This window comes from Ottowia oryzae, assembly GCF_003008535.1.
GTDB classification, from domain to species: Bacteria; Pseudomonadota; Gammaproteobacteria; order Burkholderiales; family Burkholderiaceae_C; genus Ottowia; species Ottowia oryzae.
This window is the reverse complement of record NZ_CP027666.1, coordinates 1,192,278-1,212,917: the sequence shown is the minus strand read 5'-3', so window position 1 is coordinate 1,212,917 and position 20,640 is coordinate 1,192,278. Positions and strand designations below refer to the sequence as shown.

General features: G+C 57.9%; 23 protein-coding genes. 15 read left to right on the top strand and 8 right to left on the bottom strand.

Annotated features, from left to right (window positions below):
* Positions 1-72: 72 nt before the first annotated feature.
* The 8 genes from C6570_RS05750 (at position 73) to C6570_RS05720 (ending at position 4,933) form a co-directional block, all read left to right on the top strand.
* Positions 73-306, top strand: coding sequence for a hypothetical protein (locus tag C6570_RS05750; protein ID WP_106702363.1), 234 nt, complete (start codon positions 73-75; stop codon positions 304-306).
* 261 nt (positions 307-567) lie between these two features.
* A complete protein-coding gene (locus C6570_RS05745; RefSeq protein ID WP_123812225.1) occupies positions 568-951 on the top strand; it encodes a hypothetical protein in 384 nt (127 codons plus the stop codon).
* Between the two features lie 448 nt (positions 952-1,399).
* Entirely contained in the window at positions 1,400-1,819 is a 420-nt protein-coding gene (locus tag C6570_RS17975; protein WP_123812224.1) for a hypothetical protein, read from the top strand.
* A 211-nt stretch (positions 1,820-2,030) separates the two neighbouring features.
* The gene (locus tag C6570_RS05740; protein ID WP_106702361.1) at positions 2,031-2,456 is read left to right on the top strand and encodes a hypothetical protein; all 426 of its coding nucleotides are present in this window, start codon (positions 2,031-2,033) and stop codon (positions 2,454-2,456) included.
* Positions 2,457-2,994: 538 nt separating this feature from the next.
* The gene (locus C6570_RS05735; RefSeq protein WP_123812223.1) at positions 2,995-3,204 is read left to right on the top strand and encodes a hypothetical protein; all 210 of its coding nucleotides are present in this window, start codon (positions 2,995-2,997) and stop codon (positions 3,202-3,204) included.
* Between the two features lie 261 nt (positions 3,205-3,465).
* Positions 3,466-3,849 carry a hypothetical protein gene (locus tag C6570_RS05730; RefSeq protein ID WP_123812222.1) on the top strand — a complete coding sequence of 128 codons (384 nt, stop codon included), beginning with the start codon at positions 3,466-3,468 and terminating at the stop codon, positions 3,847-3,849.
* A gap of 295 nt (positions 3,850-4,144) precedes the next feature.
* Complete coding sequence (locus C6570_RS05725; RefSeq protein WP_106702358.1) at positions 4,145-4,345, top strand: hypothetical protein; 201 nt, start codon at positions 4,145-4,147, stop codon at positions 4,343-4,345.
* A gap of 84 nt (positions 4,346-4,429) precedes the next feature.
* On the top strand, positions 4,430-4,933 hold the full coding sequence (locus C6570_RS05720) for an ankyrin repeat domain-containing protein (protein ID WP_123812221.1): 504 nt from the start codon (positions 4,430-4,432) through the stop codon (positions 4,931-4,933).
* Between the two features lie 139 nt (positions 4,934-5,072).
* Here the strand turns inward: C6570_RS05720 and C6570_RS05715 are convergent, their stop codons facing one another.
* A complete protein-coding gene (locus C6570_RS05715) occupies positions 5,073-5,552 on the bottom strand; it encodes a hypothetical protein (protein WP_106702356.1) in 480 nt (159 codons plus the stop codon).
* Positions 5,553-5,674: 122 nt separating this feature from the next.
* Here C6570_RS05715 and C6570_RS17970 point away from each other — a divergent pair, with 122 nt between their 5' ends.
* Positions 5,675-7,399 (top strand): hypothetical protein, encoded by a 1,725-nt coding sequence (locus C6570_RS17970; RefSeq protein WP_123812220.1) that lies wholly within the window; start codon positions 5,675-5,677, stop codon positions 7,397-7,399.
* Between the two features lie 12 nt (positions 7,400-7,411).
* Here the strand turns inward: C6570_RS17970 and C6570_RS05710 are convergent, their stop codons facing one another.
* Complete coding sequence (locus C6570_RS05710; RefSeq protein ID WP_106702355.1) at positions 7,412-8,638, bottom strand: IS256 family transposase; 1,227 nt, start codon at positions 8,636-8,638, stop codon at positions 7,412-7,414.
* Positions 8,639-8,758: 120 nt separating this feature from the next.
* On the opposite strand from C6570_RS05710, the gene C6570_RS17965 reads away from it, so the two are divergent.
* The 4 genes from C6570_RS17965 (at position 8,759) to C6570_RS17955 (ending at position 11,178) form a co-directional block, all read left to right on the top strand.
* Positions 8,759-9,190 carry a hypothetical protein gene (locus C6570_RS17965; RefSeq protein ID WP_123812219.1) on the top strand — a complete coding sequence of 144 codons (432 nt, stop codon included), beginning with the start codon at positions 8,759-8,761 and terminating at the stop codon, positions 9,188-9,190.
* 193 nt (positions 9,191-9,383) lie between these two features.
* Entirely contained in the window at positions 9,384-9,872 is a 489-nt protein-coding gene (locus C6570_RS05705) for a hypothetical protein (protein WP_106702354.1), read from the top strand.
* A 248-nt stretch (positions 9,873-10,120) separates the two neighbouring features.
* A complete protein-coding gene (locus C6570_RS17960; protein WP_123812218.1) occupies positions 10,121-10,369 on the top strand; it encodes a hypothetical protein in 249 nt (82 codons plus the stop codon).
* Between the two features lie 113 nt (positions 10,370-10,482).
* Complete coding sequence (locus C6570_RS17955) at positions 10,483-11,178, top strand: hypothetical protein (RefSeq protein WP_123812217.1); 696 nt, start codon at positions 10,483-10,485, stop codon at positions 11,176-11,178.
* A gap of 388 nt (positions 11,179-11,566) precedes the next feature.
* Here the strand turns inward: C6570_RS17955 and C6570_RS05700 are convergent, their stop codons facing one another.
* The 3 genes from C6570_RS05700 to C6570_RS05690 all read right to left on the bottom strand — a co-directional run bounded on the left by C6570_RS05700 (position 11,567) and on the right by C6570_RS05690 (position 14,211).
* Positions 11,567-12,046: a hypothetical protein gene (locus C6570_RS05700; RefSeq protein ID WP_106702353.1), complete on the bottom strand. Its 480-nt coding sequence runs from the start codon at positions 12,044-12,046 to the stop codon at positions 11,567-11,569.
* A 20-nt stretch (positions 12,047-12,066) separates the two neighbouring features.
* Entirely contained in the window at positions 12,067-13,038 is a 972-nt protein-coding gene (locus tag C6570_RS05695; RefSeq protein ID WP_106702352.1) for an aldo/keto reductase, read from the bottom strand.
* A 315-nt stretch (positions 13,039-13,353) separates the two neighbouring features.
* Positions 13,354-14,211 carry a DODA-type extradiol aromatic ring-opening family dioxygenase gene (locus tag C6570_RS05690; protein ID WP_245896309.1) on the bottom strand — a complete coding sequence of 286 codons (858 nt, stop codon included), beginning with the start codon at positions 14,209-14,211 and terminating at the stop codon, positions 13,354-13,356.
* A 124-nt stretch (positions 14,212-14,335) separates the two neighbouring features.
* Between C6570_RS05690 and C6570_RS05685 the strand changes: the two genes are divergently transcribed.
* Positions 14,336-15,247, top strand: coding sequence for a LysR family transcriptional regulator (locus C6570_RS05685; RefSeq protein WP_106702351.1), 912 nt, complete (start codon positions 14,336-14,338; stop codon positions 15,245-15,247).
* A 357-nt stretch (positions 15,248-15,604) separates the two neighbouring features.
* The gene (fic, locus tag C6570_RS05680; protein WP_106702350.1) at positions 15,605-16,723 is read left to right on the top strand and encodes a protein adenylyltransferase Fic; all 1,119 of its coding nucleotides are present in this window, start codon (positions 15,605-15,607) and stop codon (positions 16,721-16,723) included.
* A gap of 334 nt (positions 16,724-17,057) precedes the next feature.
* Here the strand turns inward: fic and C6570_RS17950 are convergent, their stop codons facing one another.
* From C6570_RS17950 to C6570_RS05665, 3 genes are all read right to left on the bottom strand, one after another.
* Complete coding sequence (locus C6570_RS17950) at positions 17,058-18,428, bottom strand: hypothetical protein (RefSeq protein ID WP_123812216.1); 1,371 nt, start codon at positions 18,426-18,428, stop codon at positions 17,058-17,060.
* 123 nt (positions 18,429-18,551) lie between these two features.
* The gene (locus C6570_RS05670) at positions 18,552-19,769 is read right to left on the bottom strand and encodes an RtcB family protein (RefSeq protein ID WP_106702348.1); all 1,218 of its coding nucleotides are present in this window, start codon (positions 19,767-19,769) and stop codon (positions 18,552-18,554) included.
* Between the two features lie 71 nt (positions 19,770-19,840).
* Entirely contained in the window at positions 19,841-20,629 is a 789-nt protein-coding gene (locus tag C6570_RS05665; protein ID WP_123812215.1) for a hypothetical protein, read from the bottom strand.
* Between the last annotated feature and the right edge of the window lie 11 nt (positions 20,630-20,640).

Below are 20,640 nucleotides of genomic sequence, written 5' to 3'. Positions count from 1 at the left end.
CAGAGCCGCAAGTTGGCATGCGACGGGTGAACTCATTGGATTTCGTGCATTAAAAAAACGAACGGCACAAACATGGTATTTGAAAAAGTCGGCGACATAAACTCACTCTACCCATACTTGTGTATTTACGAGAATGACACAAAGGACAACCCATTCATGGAAATAGGAATATCCCAAGACAAATTGTTGCAGTACACAATTTATGCAAATGATGCCGACGTTAAGTTGAGCGCAGCGGACTGGATGCTCATTCAAACAAAGGCGATGGATTTTCTTTCAAAAGAGCTTGCCAACGGCGCCGACTGAAATAGCCCGCCTTGAATAATCCATTTTTCAAGCACTCAAGCGTTGGTTCGAGCGCTTGAAGCGAGCCGCGGCGCGATTGTCGCGCGCATCTACAGACCGAACAAAGGGCGAGCTTACAGTTTCAGTGCAGCGCCCCAAAGTGGACGATTACGGGAACCGAACCAGCACATCTGTCATTACGGCCATTCACCGGAAATGCGGCAAGAGCTTCTGGAAGATGTTGAATGGCGATTCTTCTATAAGAGACACTGCACCCGCGCCATGATCTACCAAGCACAAGTTATCGCGTTAAGCGATGACATTGAAGAGAAGGTGACCCTTCAAATCAACGATATACGGCTGAATTGTTTTGCAGGCATTTGCCCTTACCCCATATCAGTAGGCAAGAACTATCCGGTTCAACTGGAATTGGTCATGCTGCATAACTATGAGGTAATGGCGTCACCTGATAGTTCAGGCCCAGCCTTTATTGAAACAGGAGAGGGCTTTACCTATCTGATTCAAGGGCGGCTCAACGGCATGTATTTGGAGGCAGACGGACTGCTGTTTGAAGACGAAATGCTTCAAACGGACTTCGGGTACCTGGACGGGAAAAAGGTCACCGTGAAGGCTGACCGTATAGACGTTGAGTTTTTGTCGCGATAACCATGCAGCTTGCACAAAACAAAGGGCCTTCGTCAGCGGCCCCTTGTTCTTCTAGGGTGGCTGCACGTAATGAGTTGACGGACAGAGAATTTGAGCCATGAAGCAAACTGCTCTGGGCCTGAAGAGCAATCGCGCCATAGCTCGGCAACCCGTCCTGCGTGGCAGGCCGGCCTTCTGACAGCGCGACCAGGCGGCTAAACAGGTTTTCAACGTCCTGGATGCTGAGCCGGGCAACGCCGCCGGTTGAGGCGGTCGGCGCCTGCGCTGCCCACCAGCTCGCACAAGAGCGCGTCTTCTACCTGCAGCTCAAACGCCTCGGGCAGGCGTGCGTGGGCGGGCACCAGTAGAGGCCGCACGGCAAATTCTCAACGACATGGGATTCCCTCCAATTCCATACAGAGTTACATCCAGAATGGATCGAGCTGAAATCTTGAATTCCGCACCAAGAATGAATCCTGAGCAAGTGGCGGAATTCCTCCGCCGCGCCAGGATGCTAGACAACAAACAGAGAGAGATCAAGATGATGAAAAATGCCACAGAAATACTAATATCTCAAATTTTTGAAAAAAAAGAAGACACGATGATATGCTTGGCGGTGGCTGACCATGATGTAAAAGTTGGGGATATATTCACAACCCGCTACCAGGTTTCGCGGGAGGATATTGTTAACGACGTTGTTCCACGGCGAAATATCAATGTGAAAAGCATTTCTATCCGCGTCGTTAAAATAATAATAGACCGCAAGGGCACCGAAGTTGCGCAACTTGACACGAGCATTGAGGACGGTGCGATATTTCATCTTCAGGGAGACATTGACGATTTATACCTAATGTGCAGGCTAAGGGCAGGGTCACTGCCTCAAAACTAGGCATCGCATCTCGGACGATTGCATAGACCACAAGCGCCATTCACTCCTCGTAAACATACCAAATGAAAATCAACTAGCCCAACTCGGCCTCCATCTAGAGTTCAACGGCGAACTACTCCCCGAGTTTCACACCTTGGAATTTAGAAGAGCAAATGGATCGCCGCCGCCCCTCAGACAAATGCGCTCTATGGTATTTGTTAAATAATAGAATATGCCGAAAATTATCAAAGATTGCTGGAATTCGGTGCACGCATTTGATTGCCAATATGGCGCCCACATCTACGACGGCAACATCGCATCTATTTACGTCAACAACTGGCTTGCGGTCGCGGAAGAATTAGCTCCGCTATTCCTAAAACACAATGATAGAGGTTTTGTTGGACACTGTTTGCTTGTATTTTCTGGCGTCAGACTATTTGAACTCGAAATCAGCCAGTACACCGAGGAAAACAACAAAATCATTTGGACTGACCCCATAATTGTCGCGCACCAGAACAGCGCAGTCACTGAGGGTATACAGAGCTTCGTGGCAGGGGGATCTCTGCATGGCTTCAAAAGCTCTGTATCAATATCGGTTGAGGCACGAGCCTTCGAGCTCCATATTCTTGCCGCCAACGAAACCGCGGCTGGGAGCTAATCTGAAGAGCCATCGCACGCAATCCCTGGCCGCAAGCTCGACAAAGTGCCACCCATGACTTGATTGAGCCAATCTGATCTACTAGTCTCGCCAGGGCATGACGTGCGGAAGGGGAACACAGCATCGCTTACCCTTCCAAGGCCTACTAGCGCGCCCGATGGGGTGTGGCGCAGCACTTCGCGCGCCAGTGTGGGGGGCGGTGGGCAAGCAGAGATTGACAGCCAAATCAGCCCCTGATGCTCTGGGCACGTGCGTGGATTGCTCCTGAAATCAGAGCATAAACAGGGGCGGGATGTCGGTAGCAGCGGTGGTCATGCGAAGAGGCCGAGTTGAACGAGCTCGCGAGCACGCATATCGTTGAAGCCTTTGAAAATGGCACAAGAACCTCTGGTGCAGGAGGTCGCTATCCTGCCGGTGGCGTCACACATATACCGCCTGACGGCAGAGCCGCAAGTTGGCATGCGACGCGTGGACTCATTGGATTTCGTACATTAAAAAAACGAACGGCACGAACATGATTTTTGAAAAAGTCGGCGACATGAACTCAATCCAACCATACTTGTGTATTTACCAAGATGACACAAAGGACAACCCATTTATGGAAGCAGGAATATCCCAAGACAAATTGTTGCAGTACACAATTTATGCAAATGATGCCGACGTTAAGTTGAGCGCAGCGGATTGGATGCTCATTCAGACAAAGGCGATGGATTTTCTTTCAAAAGAGCTTGCCAATGGCGCCGACTGAAATAGCCCGCCTTGAATAATCCATTTTTCAAGCACTCGAGCGTTGGTTCGAGCGCTTGAAGCGAGCCGCGGCGCGATTGTCGCCCGCATCTAGAGACCGAACAAAGGGCGAGCTTACAGTTTCAGTGCGGCGCCCCAAAGTGGACGATTACGGGAACCGAACCAGCACATCTGTCATTACGGCCATTCACCGGAAATGCGGCAAGAGCTTCTGGAAGATGTTGAATGGCGATTCTTCTATAAGAGACACTGCACCCGCGCCATGATCTACCAAGCACAAGTTATCGCATTAAGCGATGACATTGAAGAGAAGGTGACCCTTCAAATCAACGACATACGGCTGAATTGTTTTGCAGGCATTTGCCCTTACCCCATATCAGTAGGCAAGAACTATCCGGTTCAACTGGAATTGGTCATGCTGCATAACTATGAGGTAATGGCGTCACCTGATAGTTCAGGCCCAGCCTTTATTGAAACAGGAAAGGGCTTTACCTATCTGATTCAAGGGCAGCTCAACGGCATGTATTTGGAGGCAGACGGGCTGCTGTTTGAAGACGAAATGCTTCAAACGGACTTCGGGTACCTGGACGGAAAAACGGTCACCGTGAAGGCTGACCGTATAGACGTTGAGTTTTTGTCGCAATAGCCATCCATCTCGCACAAAACAAGCGAACTCGTCAGCGGCGAGAGGTTAGCTGATGGAAGACATGAGTTTTTTATACACAGCTATGCCCCCGCCATTCCTTCATTGAGATGCGTCTTTATTCGGTTATGACGAAGATGGAGATGCCATGCGAGAAATGCGAAGATTAATGGCGGCCAGAGCAAAAAAACCGCGCAGCTGAAGCAGCACATTAATCATGTCATTGCGAGAAAAATTGACAGATCTATCCGGAGCACTGGCTTCCATAACTCGTAGCCCGGATGCTTATCCCTCATTCATGAGCTATGAAGGCAACAAGGCTGACATCATCGAACTCTGGAATGAAATCAAACCCAAGCTCAAACGCGATCTAGAGCAAGCCGAAATCATCGACCGGACGCTGGCGGAGATGTTTGGCGCCTATGAGTCCGGTGACGTGCAAGGAGGGCGCAATGTGGCCTGGGCGCTGTACAACATGAATGTGAAGAAACTGCGTTAAATTGCATGGAATCCAGACCATTGAAGCCTTACGATATTTATTGCCCTCCAGGCTGAATTCAAACCATAAACCACGAAAGCTCCCGTGACAAGATCAACCCAAATTGACGACCTTATAGCCAAGTTTATAGGTAAAAATTTGAATTCTCTCAATTCAACTGAATTGAGGGAACTTGATTTGGATCAAATTGGGACAAAGGGAAGAACACCTCTGATGGCCGCAGCCTTCGAGGGTGCGCTTTGGGCAGTTCAAACCCTAGTCGAAGCTGGTGCGTCGCCAGGGAAAGCTGGGTTCGCCAACCTCACGCCGCTGCACGAAGCCGCCTCGGTAGATCAGGTTGAGGTGGCTCGTTATTTGCTTTCAGTCGGCGCGAACATTAATGCGATTACAGTGGATGGCGTAACCCCGCTTATGTGTGCCGCCGCTGGGGGAAGTTTAAATTGCGTGAAATTATTACTCGATAAAAATGCTGACATCGACATCAGAGACCGAACCGGATTAACCGCATCAGATATTGCCAGCGAAAAAGGAGAAGACCTGGCAGCGAGCTTGATTGATTCTTCCCCTCAAAAAGCGTCAAACGATTGATGGAGCGATCTCACCAAGTCGCCATGTAAGTCGAATTTCTCGGATATACTCAAACCACCAAAGTCACTCGCCGTCTCTTCAACTGGAACGCAGTAATAGCTCTGGTTAGAAACAAGGTGTCACGGCGGAAGCCTCTCGCTCAAACTAGCCATACGCCGTCTTGCCCCCAATGATGCAACACCTCCCGCATGATAATCAGCCGCGCCGCGCTCGCGCCATCGCTCGGCAACCCGTCCTGCGTGGCAGGCCGGCCTTCTGACAGCGCAACCAGGCGGCTGAACAGGTTTTCAACGTCCTGGATGCTGAGCCGGGCAACGCCGCCTGTTGAGGGGTCGGCGCCTGCGCTGCCCACCAGCTCGCGCAAGAGCGCGTCTTCTACCTGCAGCTCAAACGCCTCGGGCAGGCGTGCGCGGGCGGGCATGACGGCGTCTTCCACCAACTCAATGGCTTGCTCGATCTCCAGCGGGGTGGGCGGGGTGTGGCGCAGCACTTCGCGCGCCAGTGGGGCGGGGGCGATGGGCAGTGCGAGATTGACAACCGAATCGGCCCCTGGCGCGCTGTGCACGTGCGTGGTCAGCTCCTGAAATCGGAGCGTTAGCAGCGGCTGGGTATCGTCCATTCAGTCTTGCTAACGTGGGTGTCACGGGTGCCTGATTTCGCCCAGCGTGGCGATGTCGTCGGGACGCCTGCGTAGGCAGCGCGGTCGCCCAGGGCGCTGCAGCGGGCGCCACCGGCAGTCTATTGGGCCAGTACGTTGCCACCGGCCATGTCAATTTCAAAAGCGTGCTCACATCGGCGCTGGCTGGGGGTCTGACCGCTGGCGTGATGGAGATTCCGGGCGCGAGAGAAAACCTGACTGGCGCCAGCAGTACCGTGGGCAAACTGATCCAAGCCACGGGCAGGGCCACCATTCAAGGTGCCATTCAGGAGATCGTGGGCGGCAAGTTTAAAGACGGCTTCATCAACAGCATGCTGGCCAACGCCGCACAGGAAGTGGGCGACTTGATCAATGCGGAGATTGGGAAGATCCCGAATTTGACCGAGTCCGAGCGCGGTGCCATGCGATTGCTGTCGCGCGCAACAACCAGCGCCATGCGGATGGTGGGATCCAATGATCCTGCGGCTGGGTTTGCAAGTGACTTTCTCAGTGGGGTGGTAGGCGATGCTGTCGCATCGCAAGTCCCTGCGAATCAACAAGCGTCCGGTGCCTCTACAGAGCAAGGCGCAGAAGCCATAGCCACCTCGCCAGATGGCGATCGAGTTGACGTTGCCATGCCTGCCGCGGGTGAGAACTCGGCTGGCGCGCCTGGTCTAAACGTTCGCGGTAGCGACAGCCATATCGGGGTAACGGACGGCATGGATTCGAGTGGCGCCAGCGGGATCTACGCTGGAGATGCTGCCGATACCAACGCCGATGGCGCTGGAGTTATCCCGCCCTCTTTGGGACCCGTGGGCACTGGGGTCTATGACGAGGATGGCCATTACACATACGTCAGTGCGGAGGGCGAGCTCACAGTTTCAGCGCGGCGCCCCCAAATGGATGAAGCCGCGTCTGATCACGCGCAATCAGAGGCCGCAGGCAACAGTTTCCTCCAAGAAATCGCTACTCGCACAGCAGGCGCAGTGGGCGGTACCGCCGACAGTTTCTCAGGCATGGTCCAGGACACTTGGAGATGGGGCAGCAACAGCGCCATCCAGGTAGGCGACCTACTGACATTCGGCTACAACCACGATCACCCAAGAGTGCAGGAAGCCTGGTCAGAGCAAGAGCAATTGGGCCGAAGCATTGTGAACATGATGCTCAATCCCCGTGACGCCGCCAGCGCTGGTTTCGAGAGCGTAGTCAATCGCTACAACGCCGCGATGTCACTCAACGATCCATATGAGCAGAGCAGAGCCCTGGGTCACCTGTTCAATGACGTTGGCCAGGCAGCGGCTGGGCTGGGCGTCACCAGCGCTGGACTGGTCAAGCCTGCTACTACGGTTGTGACAACGATCGGAGAGAACGCCTTCACGGGGCCTGCGGCTGGAGGGCGCAGGGCGCAGATTGGGGCCGTTGGGGACTTATCCAACACAAGGCCGACCAGCACGACAGGCGGCACGTCTTCGTTTTCGACATCCCAAGGCGTGGAATCTACCGGGGCGGCATCTAGAATTCCGAGGGGAGAGGAAATCCACGCGACATTCCCAAATTTCAATGCAGCCCGCGATGCAGCTCGAAGACTCTCATCACTTGGGAACGACGCTGTAGATTTCGTTCAGGAGAGCGGGCCCAACCGGGGTCAAATTACCGGACGGCAGAGTCCAGACGGCCTACAAGGTTGGCGAATTGATTGGAGCCGCGACTCCGGATTTCACATCAATTGGTGGGATCGTCGAGGAGGCTCTAACAGACGGCAAGATTGGCTGCACGGATCGAATAGGATTGAAGGTGGATTAGAGGGGCGTGTCCGAATTTTTGTGTAAACGGTTCGGACTTCAATTGACGGAGATGCGGTCTCCGAACTGAATGGTAAAGCGGGTCAGCGCGGCCTTCCAATCGCGGATGGGCATGGTCCACTTCTGGCTGATGTTGCGCAGCGCCAGGTAGAACAGCTTGGTCAGCGCCTCGTCGCTGGGGAACAAGCCCCGGTTCTTGGTCAGCTTTCTCAAGCTCATGTTGACCGACTCGATGGCATTGGTGGTGTAGATGACCTTGCGGATTTCCGGCGGGTAATCAAAGAACGGGATGAGCCGGCTCCAGTTCCTGCGCCAGGACTGGCCGATGGGCAGGTACTCGGCATCCCATCGGGCCTCGAACTCTGCGAGCATCAGTTCGGCCTCCTCGGCGGTGGCGGCCGTGTAGATGCGGCGCAGGTCGGCTGCCACTTCCTTGCGGCGCTTCCATGAGACGTAGTTCAGGCTGTGGCGCACCATGTGAACGATGCACAGTTGCACCACCGCCTTGGGGAACACCGCCTCGATGGCGTCCGGAAAGCCCTTGAGCCCATCGACACAGGCAATGAAGATGTCCTGCACGCCCCGGTTGCGCAGTTCGGTTACAACCTGCAGCCAGAACTTGGCACCCTCGGTCTGCGCCAACCACAGACCCAGCACCTCCTTCTCGCCCGTCATGGTGATGCCGATGGCCAGGTACACCGCCTTGACCCGCACCGCGCCCTCGCGCACCTTCACGTGGATGCAGTCCAGATAGACGATGGGGTAAATCGGCTCCAGCGGCCGGGCCTGCCAGGCCTTGACCTCGTCGGCCACGGCATCTGTCACCGAGGAAATCAGGCTGGGTGAGACCTCGGTGCCGTACATCTCTTCGAGGTGGGCCTGTATCTCGCGCACCGTCATGCCACGGGCGTACAGCGAGATGATTTTGTCGTCGAAGCCGGCCCAGCGGGTCTGGTGCTTGGGGATGAGCTGAGGCTCGAAGCTGCCATGGCGGTCGCGTGGCACTTCGATGGGCAATTCGCCGAACTCGCCCTTGAGGGTCTTCTTGCTCTTGCCGTTGCGGGTGTTGCCAGCGGGGTTGGCCACCGCCTCGTTGCGTTCATGGCCCAGGTGCTCAGTCAGCTCAGCGTCCAAAGCTCGCTCGACCAGCAGCTTGGTCAGTTGCTTGAGCAGGCCGTTCTCGCCGATGAGGTCTTCAGGCTTCTTGTAGTTGGCCAGCAGGCCAGACAGCAGTTCTTCGGGTACGTTGTGTTTCTTGGTGCTCATTGTGCTTACGGACAGGCCGGCTTGCGTCGGCGTTGGATTGTCCGTTTACACAAAATTCTGCACACCCTCGATTAGAGTCGACCTACCAAGAGCTATTTCAGCACTTTCCCAAAAAATAGCATGTACATCACACAGCCACACATCCAATCTCTGATTGAATCGAACAACGCCATACCAATTTCACAGGAAATTTCCGAAAAATTCGAGAAAAAACTATTGATGCTGCCATGGAACTTAATTGGCAGTGGGCTTGACTGGAGTCAGATCAAATCTACTCAGACGCACATCGCAGCGCTTTCTTCATCGCAGGCAGACAGGTGGATAGCAGGGACAGCACTCAAGCATGACTCACATTTAATATTTTGGCTTGGATCAGATGAGCCGTGCATTGCCTCGCCATTGCACCATGCCATTTCTATAATCGACTTTGTTTTCTGGAAAAGACCAGGGCGACAGTTAATGTTCGGCGCGAACATCAATAACACAGTGAATCCAAATTATTCGCACATCATGGAATATGATGGCGGCGACCGCCTAGTTGCCGCAGTTTAGGAACGTCTTCAAGCCCCCCCGCCGCCGAGCGGCGCTGGACGTGAGGCCGACCCGATGGCGCGCAGGACACAAGCGCAGCAGATGCTGTATTTGCTCTCCTGAACAGGTAGAACAGCATCGTAGGCAAGCTGCTGCAAGCCACTGGCAAAGCACACGCGGCGCGGTGCACGGTACCGCCGACAGTTTCTCAGGCATGGTCCAGGACGCCTGGAGGTGGGGCAGCAACAGCGCCATCCAGGTAGGCGACCTACTGACATTCGGCTACAACCACGATCACCCAAGAGTGCAGGAAGCCTGGTCAGAGCAAGAGCAATTGGGACGAAGCATTGTGAACATGATGCTCAACCCCCGTGACGCCGCCAGCGCTGGTTTCGAGAGCGTAGTCAATCGCTACAACGCCGCGATGTCACTCAGCGATCCATATGAGCAGAGCAGAGCCCTGGGTCACCTGTTCAATGACGTTGGCCAGGCAGCGGTTGGGCTGGGCGTTACCGCAGGCAGCTTGGTCAAGCCTGCTACTACGGTTGTGACAACGATCGGAGAGAATGCCTTCACGGGTTCTGTGGCGGGAAGCCGCCGTGCTCAATTGGGCGCCGTTGGTGATCGGTCCACCTTACATCAAGCGCTCCAGAGTACCGCAGATGCCCCGTTCAACGGACAGACTTTGAGTCACGCTGGATGAGCAGCGACGAAACACCCTCAATATTTCGGATTTGCGAGCAACGCAGATCTACGCGCCACGTACAGAACAGATGCCCAGTTGAACGACCTCGCTAGTACGCAAATTGTTGAAGCCTTGAGAAATGGCACAAGAACCTCTGGTGCAGGAGGGCGCTATCCTAACGGTTGGGTCACATATACGCTGCCCGATGGTAGAGCCGCAAGCTGGCATGCCACGGGTGAATTCATTGGATTTCGCGGATTAAAAAAATGAACAGTACAAACATGGTTTTCGAAAAAGTCGGAGACATAAATTCGCACTATTCATATTTGTGCATTTATGAAAACAAAACAAAAGACAATCCGTTCATGGAAATAGGAATATCACAAGATAAATTGCTGCAGTACACGATTTATGCAAATGATGCTGACGTCAAGTTGAGCGCAGAGGATTGGATGCTCATTCAAGCAAAGGCGATTGATTTCGTTTCAAGAGAGCTCGCCAATGGAGTCGAATGAAATCGTCCACTCTGAATAATCCTGTTTTCAAGCGCTTGCGCATTGGTTCGGGCGCATAAAGGCGACCAGCGCTGCGAATATCTCAAGAGCAATTGGGCCGAAGCATTGTGAACATGATGCTCAATCCCCGTGACGCCGCCAGCGCTGGTTTCGAGAGCGTAGTCAATCGCTACAACGCCGCGATGTCACTCAGCGATCCATATGAGCAGAGCAGAGCCCTGGGTCGCCTGTTCAATGATGTCGGTCAAACGGCAGTGGGGATGGGGGTAACAGCAGGTAGTTTGGTCAAGCCTGCGGCAAGCGCCGTCGATGCAATCGGAGGGCGCCTTGCCCGCGTCAACAACGAGTCTGGGAAAGCGCGCATCGCGGAACTGGCTGCACAAATAGAAAAACAAAACTTTTATCGCGATGGATGGACGCCTGACGTGGCTTCGCCGCAGACCCTAGCAAACCTCTACAAACGCTCCGCAGAAGCATCCACGAACAACCCCTCGTCCTCCGAAGTAGTGCTTGGAAAATACATCAATAATAGCGATAGCTCTTACGACGCAGTTGCTCGAAAGCGCGGGGCAACGTATTTTTCGATGGGCGACTGGGATGAGGTCAAGAGCGTTATTGGCTCGGAGAGAATGTGGGAAATTAATCGCACATTTTTAGACCAGCAAATTGCACAGAACAAAAATTTTATATTTACCTCCGATCCATCAAAATCATCCGGTTACTTCACAAAATTGGAATACAGGCATTTAAGAGATAGCGGCTACAGAGTAATTAGAGAAGGAGATTTCTACCGTGCATTCAAGCCTTAAAAAAGTCAGCCCCGACGAACTTTATAACACAATAGTTCGGCATTATTCCGACCAAAATCGAGAGTACACCATCTTTGATCAGAACGACGGCGAGGCCGAGGGGGACACTTATGTCAGATTTTTAATAGATCGAAAGCACGTCATTGAATATCGAATAACCGTGGATCGCGGCATGGGCCTTGCGATTCCTTCGGTGGCGATTGGGCCTCACTACTTTCCCCCAGTCGACTATTGGGACTATAAAAATAGTCAAAGATTCAGTTTGAGCCCAGACATTGAGGCATTGAAGCACAATCTGTCTGTGCTGGATGATTTTTTGCGTACCAGATAGAACATATTTCGCTCCAGGTCGGTTAATTCGAGGCCAGCGCGACCTGAACTCTCAACCTTAAGCCATCGTCACTCCGACCAACATCCAATGATGCAAAACCTCCCGCAAGATAATCAGCCGAGCCGCACTTGCACCATCGCTCGGCAACCCGTCCTGCGTGGCAGGCCGGCCTTCTGACAGCGCAACCAGGCGGCTGAACAGGTTTTCAACGTCCTGGATGCTGAGCCGGGCAACGCCGCCTGTTGAGGGGTCGGCGCCTGCGCTGCCCACCAGATCGCGCAAGGGCGCGTCTTCTACCTGCAGCTCAAACGCCTCGGGCAGGCGTGCGCGGGCGGGCATGACGGCGTCTTCCACCCACTCAATGGCTTGCTCGATCTCCAGCGGGGTGGGCGGGGTGTGGCGCAGCACTTCGCGCGCCAGTGGGGCGGGGGCGATGGGCAGTGCGAGATTGACAACCGAATCGGCCCCTGGCGCGCTTTGCACCTGGGTGGTCAGCTCTTGAAATCGGAGCGTTAGCAGCGGCTGGGTGTCTGTCATACGGTTGTGCACATGGAGTTTCAGGTTGCGCTGGCTTCGTCCAGCGTGGCGATGTCGGCGGGGCGCAGGCTGAGCTGGGTGGCGCGGATGCGGCTGTCGACCTGGGCGACGCTGGTGGCGCTGGCGATGGGCGCGGTGACGCCGGGGCGGGCCATCAGCCAGGCCAGGGCGACTTCGCCCGGCTGGGCGCGGTGTTGGGCGGCCACTTCGTCCAGGGCGGCCAGCACGCGCAGGCCGCGCGGGGTCAGGTAGCCCTTGACGCGGGCGCCGCGGGCCTTGCCGGCCACATCGGCTTCGGTGCGGTATTTGCCGGTGAGAAAGCCGCTGGCCAGGCCGTAGTAGGGCACGACGGTGAGGTGCTCAAAGATGGCCAGGTCGCGCAGGGGGCCGTCGTAGTTGGCCCGGTCGATCAGGTTGTATTCGGGCTGCAGGACCTGGTAGCGCGGCAGCTGGTGCGCGTGGGCGATGTTGAGCGCGTCGCGCAGCTGCGGCGCGCTGAAGTTGCTGGCGCCGATGGCGCGCACCTTGCCCGCGTCGATCAGCCGCTGGTAGGCGCCCAGGGTATCGGCCTGCGGTACGGCGGGGTCGAATGCGTGCGAGAAGTACACGTCGACGTAGTCGGTGCCCAGGCGCGCCAGCGATGCGCCGATGGCCTGCGCGATGTAGGCGGGCGACAGGCCTTCGCCGGGCGGCGGGTTGGCGGCGGCGCGCTTGCCCACCTTGGTCATGATCTGCACGCGCTCGCGCTGGGCGGGGCCGCGGGCGCGCAGCCAGGCGCCAATGACGCTTTCAGACTCGCCGCCGTGGTGGCCGGGCACCCAGCCGCTGTAGACGTCGGCGGTGTCGATGGTGGTCAGGCCCGCGTCGACCAGGCGGTCGAGCATGGCAAAGCCGGTGGCCTGGTCGGCCGTCCAGCCCAGCACGTTGCCGCCAAAAACAACGCGCGACACTTTCACGCCGGTGGCGTGGGCGGGTGATTCAGGGGTGTGCATCGGGCGGCTCCGTGGGATGGGTCTTGGGCGCGAAAGGGCAACGGATTTGCTATTGATTAAATAGCTGCTTGCGCAGGCTGCACCAGCGCCAGTGCCCCAAACTACCATGATCGCGTTACCCGCATAGGCGCCATGGCGCGCGCGGGCCGCGCAGCGCCGCGCCGGCCCTCGCGCGCGCCGGGGTCGCCACTCATACCCAATTGCGTTCAATCCGTCAGAAACCGTTCGCACTGAGCTTGTCGAAGTGCATGCACCGCGCAGGGCTTCGACAGGCTCAGCCAGAACGGTTCTTATATTTTTGAGGGCGGATTCGTATCAATCGAAGCGGAAGGCCGATATCGTGGTGCGCAGCACTTCGTCTGAAAACACCTTGCGGCCCACGCCGTCGCCCGCGGCGCCCGCCACCACGTGCAGCGGCAGCAGGTGTTCTTCGGCGCGCGGCGGGTGCGACAGGCGCCCGGCGGGGCCGCTGGCCGCGGCCCAATCGGCCAGGCGCGCATTGCGCTCGGCGGCGGGCAGCGCCACGGTGTCGGTCAGCCAGCGGTCAAACTCGGCGCTGACGGGCGTGGAACGTGGGTCGCCATAGCCGCGCATGTTGTGGTAGCTCATGCCGCTGCCCACGATCAGCACGCCTTCATCGCGCAGCGGCGCCAGCGCGCGCCCGTAGTCCACGTGGTCTTGCGCGTTCAGGCTGTCCAGCAGCGACACCTGGAGCACCGGCACATCGGCGTTCGGAAAAGCCACTTTCAGCGGGATGAAGGTGCCGTGGTCAAAACCGCGCTGGCTGTCTACCTGCGCGGCGATGCCTGCGCCGGTCAGCAGCGTGCGCACGCGCTCGGCCAACGCCGGGGCGCCGGGCGCGGGGTAGCGCAGCTCGTACGTGTGCGGCGGAAAACCGTAGTAGTCAAACAGCATGCCGGGGCGGGCGGCGCCGGTCAGCGTGGGCTGCGGCGCCAGCCAGTGCGCGGTGACCAGCACGATGGCCTTGGGCGTGGCCGGCAGGCTGGCCGGAATGCTGCGCAGAAAATCGGCCGTTTTGTCCCAGGCGTCGGCCGGGCTCCAGTCCATGAAAAAGCACGGCCCGGCACCGTGCGGGATGAACAGCGCTGGCATGCGCGTGCCCGGCGCAGCGGCGCTGGCCGAGGTGGTGGGGGTGGTTGTGGAGGTGTTCATGATGGCAAGAAGTTTGGGCTTTGACCGGCAGGAATCAAAGCCGCAAAATCGCCATTCAGTTTCAACCCCCGGTGCGAAGTGATGCACCCCAACCCCGTCAGCCGCGCCCGCTGACAGAGCACCGATGGACCGATTGACCAGCATGCGCGTGTTTGCGCTGGCCGCCCAGGTGGGCACCCTGTCTGGCGCCGCGCGCGTGCTGGACATGTCGCCCGCCATGGCCACCAAGCACCTCGATGCGCTGGAGGCGCGCCTGGGCGTCAAGCTGCTGCACCGCACCACCCGCAAGCTCACCCTGACCGAGGCCGGCGACGACTACCTGGAGGCCACCCAGCGCATCCTGAACGAGCTGGACGACGCCGACGCCGCCGCCACCTCGCAGCGCACCACCGCCACCGGCCTGCTGCGCATGAACACACCGCTGGTCTACGGCCTGCGCTACATCGCCCCGCTGATGCCCGCGTTTGGCCGCGCGCACCCCGCCGTCACCGTGGAGCTGGGCATGACCGACGCCGCCGTCAACCTGGTGGATGAGCGCTGGGACATGGCCGTGCGCATCGGCGCCCTGCACGACGACACCCTGCAAGCCCGCCCGCTGGGCGACTGCCGCATGGTGCTGTGCGCCGCGCCCAGCTACCTGAACGAGCACGGCCAGCCGCGCACCGTGGCCGAACTGGCCAACCACAACTGCCTGGGCTACACCTTGTCGGCCAGCCAATCCCCCAGCGAATGGCGCTTTGGCGCCGACGGCAGCGTGCGCCAGCCCGTGCGCGGCAACCTGCGCGCCAACAGCGGCGACGCCCTGCGCACCGCCGCGCTGGGCGGCATGGGCCTGGTCTATGAGCCCAGCTTCATCGTCGGCGCCGACATCGCCCGAGGCGACCTGCAAGCCATCACCCTGGACGAACCCCCACACGACCTGGGCGGCATCCACGCCATCTGGCCCGCCAACCGGCACCCGCCCGCAAAGGTGCGGGTGATGGTGGATTTTTTGGTGGGGCAGTTGGTGGCGGTGCCACCCGACGATCTGCGCTGAATCTCGCGGCGCTGGCGTGGGCAGCGGCCCGAATTCGTGGGTAACGTGGGCATGGCACGCACCATTCCGGCTGGCACGCGCCTCTAATGGCCGCGGGAAAAATTCACAAGCAAAAGGGGGTTTGGCGCCCATCTGACCTGCGCAGGAAGCTATCTATTTCTCAGCAAACATCAGCCCAGCGTCATCGGTCGTGTTCCAAGAATCAAAAACCATCGACACGTCAACGCCTCCTGTCGCCCGCAACGACATGAGACATGAACGTGTCGATATTTTTAAAAAAATCGTACACGTTTTATTGACGTGTCGTCCGCCGCGACATAAGCTGAAAACCTGTCGACAAAATCATCTTTTTGCATCATGAGCTTCGTAGCCCCAGCTTGGCGCGCCGATCAGCCCTACAACCAGCTGCCTACTCTTCCCCCCATACATGAGCTGGAAAGCCGCGCCGTGCTCAAGGCCTGCATCGAAGCGCGCGCTGCGCTGGCTGAACTCAAGCAGGCGGCCGAGCTGATCCCCAACCAGGCGATGCTGATCAACACCATTCCGCTGCTGGAAGCCAAGGACAGCTCGGAAATCGAGAACATCGTCACCACCACCGACCAACTGTTCCAGCACGTTCAAGGCCCAGACAGCGCCGACCCCGCCACCAAAGAGGCACTGCGCTACCGCACCGCGCTGCACCAGGGTTTTCAGTCGCTGAAGGCGCGGCCCCTGTGCACCGCCACCGCCGTGCAGGTGTGCCAAACACTCAAAGGTGTGGACATGGACATCCGCCGCACCCCCGGCACCCAGCTCGTCAACGACCGCACGGGTGAGGTGATCTACACCCCGCCTGAGGGCGAAGCCCACCTGCGCGACCTGCTGGCCAACTGGGAGCGCTTCTTGCACAACCAGACCGAGCTGGACCCGCTGATCCGCATGGCCGTGGGTCACTACCAGTTTGAAGCGGTTCACCCCTTCATCGACGGCAACGGCCGCACCGGCCGCGTGCTCAACATCCTCTACCTCATTCAGGAAGAGCTGTTGACCCTGCCCATCCTGTACCTCAGCCGCCACCTGATCGCCCACAAAGCCGACTACTACCGCCTGCTGCTGGCAGTCACGCGCAACGGCGCTTGGGAGCAATGGCTGATCTTCATGCTGCAAGCCGTGGCCGAAACATCGCAATGGACCACCGCCAAAATCGCCGCCATCCGCGCACTGGCCGAGCACACCACCGACTATGTGCGCACGCGCCTGCCCAAGATCTACAGCCGCGAGCTGGTCGACGTCATCTTCGAGCAGCCCTACAGCCGCATCGGCAACCTGGTGGACAAGGGCATCGCGAAACGCCAAGCGGCATCACGCTATCTGCACGAGTTGACCGACCTGGGCGTGCTGCGCGAGATGCCGGCGGGCAAGGAGAAGCTGTTCATCCATCCCAAGCTGATGCAGTTGCTCAGCCGGGATGGGAATGGGTTTGAGGGGTATATGTGAGCCCGATCAATACAGGAAGTCTTGATGGGCATCAGCAAACCGACCGACAGCGCGCGTCAACTCCCTGTGCACCGCCGCACGGCCTGGGTGGCATCTGCGCCGTATGGCCCGCCAACCGGCACTCGCCCGGCAAAGGTACAGGTGATGGATGATGCTTTAGTTGGGCGAGCGGTCGGCGTTGCCAAACGCACCCTACAGGAAGCCGCCTAACCGCTCACGAGCATGCAGTGGGCCCTTGTTGAAGCTGGAAGCGCATCTACATCCCGGTACCGTCTAGCTGCATTGATTCTGCATGGCAGACACATAGAGCTACCTCGCATTTTTTTTGAACTGATCACTCCTCAGCCTCAGGGGCCTCGATGGGCGGCGGCGACCAGCCGTCTGATTGTAAAAACGTAACAACTTTCTCATATTTTTCAACGCGGCGAACGCGATGGATATTTCGGTATAGGCGATCTCGCGCGCCTGCGCTAGGCAAGTCCTTCGGCGGCGTGTTTCGAAACAAGGCGAGCAGCAGGGTATCTGTATCTGCAGCATCCCAGTTCTGCCCATTTGACATAATTGCCTCACACACCTGCTCGAGTTTCTCATCATCCAATTTTCCTGCGAAGGGACTAATGAAATCACTGAAGTTCCTTTCGGATGACCGCCAGCTTCCCGATTCTTTGTATTTCTCGAGCGCTTTTGACCACAGATCGGAGAGCGGCGCAATTGCCACTGCCTCGCGCAACTGTATATCGCTTAGGCCCTCAATAAGCGACAGAAGCGACGTGCGAAACTGAGGGAGAGTTACGCCAGTTAGGATGCGATAGTCAAGTTCTGTAAGCTCCCCAGAATTCTCTGCAGTCTCCCTCAGGGCGATCTGAGTGGATTGTTGTAATAGCCCCCAAAAGTCAGGAAAAACCGCAATGAAGGCAATTGCTCGCGGCCTAAATGGCGGCTCCAGTCTATCTAGCAACTGAACAATCGACAATTTAATATCCGACCAATGATTTGGCGCACGGTCTCTTATTGCCACCAAGGATGATGATATTTTATGGTCGACGGCATCCCAGCGATCAGGCACCCCTTTAAGAAGCGACTTCGCGAGCACCGTTCCGAAGTTGCGAATATTTTGTGATCGTACATGCACAATGTAACGCTGCTCGACATATTCAAGAATACGCTCATGTTTGCTGGGGAAACCTTGAGAGAGCACATCGAGATCATAAATATCGAAAATCGCCTTACCTTGCAATGGCTCCTGCGAAAGGACGAGATCTATAGCATTAACGAGATGAAGCCTTACCAACTCCGATGTCGGCTCAAACAGCTCGGCCTCCGCTGAAAAAGCCGGGTGTGCACATAGGTGCCTGTCCTCGCGCAAGCGCTCCAAATGCGAACGTGCTAGACGGTTGACAACCTGAGTGTTCGCCGTCGCATCATTCAAGATTTCCGCTTCCAACTGAAGCAGTTTAGGGATGTCACCTGTCGACGTGGCGTTGTCCCACGATTGGAGGAATGCGCTGGCGGCCCCATCGCCCAGCGCGCTCAATTCGCGGTATTTCACGATCAAATCGTATACAAGCGCAACCCAAGCAGAAGTAAGTGCGCCGCGCAGCGCACCCGCCTTGTAAGCTTTGACGGCGTCGGCTAAATATGCTCGCGACTGAGGGCTCCTAACACGTGAAAGGAGAATGTCGAGGTCAATAAATGCGGTGTCCACAGCGGTGATTCCAAGAGGTCGTGCGACTTAACGTCATCCACTGTATCTTCATTTCTGCACGCAAAAAACGCATCGCGTGGTACTGACGCATCGCGACGCTCTGCGTGGTTCTTGAGTAGTCCCCTACCCCTTCACACAAACCACCTGCTTCAAGGTGTGCACCACGTCCACCAGGTCGCGCTGCGCGGCCATCACCGCGTCAATGTCCTTGTAGGCCGCCGGCGTTTCGTCGATCACGTCTTTGTCCTTGCGGCAGGCCACGCCTTCGGTGGCCGCGCGGTGCTGCTCCAGGGTGAAGCGGCGCTTGGCTTCGCCACGGCTGTAGACGCGGCCGGCGCCGTGGCTGCAGCTGTCGAAGGATTCGGGGTTGCCTTTGCCGCGCACGATGTAGCTGCGCGCGCCCATGCTGCCGGGGATGATGCCCAGCTGCCCCTGGCGCGCGCTGACGGCGCCCTTGCGGGTGACGTACACGTTTTCGCCAAAGTGCGTTTCTTGCTGCACGTAGTTATGGTGGCAGTTCACGGCTTCGATGTGGCTTTGGAAGGATTTGCGGATCACCGTTTTGGCGGCCTCCAGCACGCGCTTCATCATCAACTCACGGTTCACTACCGCAAACTTTTGCGCCCAGCCCACGGCGCGCACGTAGTCGCCAAAGTAGCGCGCGCCTTCTTCAAAGTAGGCCAAGTCGCGGTCGGGCAGCTTGGCGTTGTGGCGCTGCGCGTCCTTCTTGGCCAGCTCGATGAACATCGTGCCGATGGCGTTGCCCACGCCGCGCGATCCGCTGTGCAGCATGAACCACACGGCGCCCGCTTCGTCCAGGCACACCTCGATGAAGTGGTTGCCGCTGCCCAGCGTGCCCAGGTGCTGGATGTGGTTGGCTTTGGCCAGCTTGGGGTAGTCGCGGCAAAGCTCGTCAAACTCCGTCGCCAGCGGCGCCCACGCGGTGTTGACCGAGCCGGGCACCTTGCCCCAGGCACCCGGGTCGCGCGCACCGGGCTTGCGGCCGTGGGGCACGGCGCGCTCGATGGCGGCGCGCAGCGGCTCCAGGTTGTCGGGCAGGTCTTCGGCACGCAGCGTGGTCTTGCAGGCCATCATGCCGCAGCCAATGTCCACGCCCACGGCCGCCGGGATGATGGCCTTGCGTGTGGGGATGACCGAGCCCACGGTGGCCCCAATGCCGACGTGCACATCGGGCATGGCGGCAATGTGCTTGAACACGATGGGCAGGCGCGCCGCGTTGGTCAGCTGCTGGATGGCGCCGTTGTCCACGGGCACGCCGTGGGTCCACATCTTCAGCGGCACGCCGCCGGGGATGTCTTGGTGAATGTGTTGAGGTTCCATGATGAGAATCTGAAGAAAAAATGCCGCCAGCGCTCGTACCTAGAGCGCTGGCAGCTATGAATTTGATAGCTTTAGGATGCCACGGCATCGAAGGTGTTCTCCACCAACTGACGCGGGGTGAAGCGGCAGCCGCAGTTCCAGCTGTTGAAGCCGGGCAGCGCATCCAGATCGAGCGCAAGGATGCGCTGGGCGAACGTGGCTTTGGTTTCGGCGCTTTCCAGCCATGCGCACATCAGCGTTTGAAAGTCGCCTCGATCCTCACCAAACGCATTGCGTACAGCGCCGCCGCCGTGACACCAGTAGTCCCAATAGCTGGACGCGACGTAGTTGAGCGTGCCCTGCGGCGTATCGGCGCCGTGCCACCGTGCGAGCATGGGGGCGATGTCCACGCCGCCCATGGCGAACATCAGCAGCAGATCAAACAGTGAGGGCAGCGAACGCCCTTCCGCCCGCTGCCACGGGTACAGCGTCAGCCGGTGCGTGAAGATGCCTTGGCACGCACGCTCAATCGACGCCCACTCTTGCAGTGAGAACGCATCGGCCTTGCGCCGCCCGAGCCTGTCCAGGTACAGCTCGGTCGAATGGTGCACCGGCTCGCCGCGCGCCACCAATTCCAGCAGGCGCGGGATCAGGTAACGCAATTCGGGCGTGGGCTGCACTTCGCTCTTGGCCGAATCGTTGTACGCGTACATGTGCCGGCGGCCGATCTGGCGCAGCGGCAGGCGGTGCATCTCGGCTTCCAGCTTTTCGTCCATGCAGCAATGCGTGCACACGTCCAGCAAGGTGCTGGGCAGCGTGCACTTGTTGAAGGTGCGGTAGCACGCTTCGATGGCGGCTTCCAGCTCGGCGGGGATGTTCATGGTGTTCTCCT